This window comes from Ferdinandcohnia sp. GQ5 (genome assembly GCF_059759275.1).
On record NZ_JCAXEW010000060.1, the window covers coordinates 1 to 380 of the forward strand.

The 380-nt window shown below is 54.7% G+C and carries 4 tRNA genes; all 4 read right to left on the minus strand.

From position 1 onward, the window contains the following. Positions 1 to 22: 22 nt before the first annotated feature. Positions 23 to 98 (minus strand) — tRNA-Ala (locus tag AC6CHV_RS26380). Positions 99 to 109: 11 nt separating this feature from the next. Continuing rightward, a tRNA-Pro gene (locus AC6CHV_RS26385) sits at positions 110 to 186 on the minus strand. 3 nt (positions 187 to 189) lie between these two features. Beyond that, positions 190 to 266: transfer RNA gene (locus AC6CHV_RS26390), tRNA-Arg, on the minus strand. Between the two features lie 14 nt (positions 267 to 280). Then, positions 281 to 369 (minus strand) — tRNA-Leu (locus AC6CHV_RS26395). Between the last annotated feature and the right edge of the window lie 11 nt (positions 370 to 380).

The following is a 380-nucleotide window of genomic DNA, read 5'->3' on the forward strand; positions in this document are numbered from 1 at the left end:
GTGTTCAGTTTTCAAAGAACTTTGGTGGAGCCTAGCGGGATCGAACCGCTGACCTCCTGCGTGCAAAGCAGGCGCTCTCCCAGCTGAGCTAAGGCCCCGTGATTTATAATGGTCGGGAAGACAGGATTCGAACCTGCGACCCCTTGGTCCCAAACCAAGTGCTCTACCAAGCTGAGCTACTTCCCGTTATGGCGCGCCCGAAAGGAGTCGAACCCATAGCCTTCTGATCCGTAGTCAGACGCTCTATCCAATTGAGCTACGGGCGCATAATTTATTAAAGTGGTGCCGAGGACCGGAATCGAACCGGTACGGTAGTCACCTACCGCAGGATTTTAAGTCCTGTGCGTCTGCCAGTTCCGCCACCCCGGCAAGTAATGCCA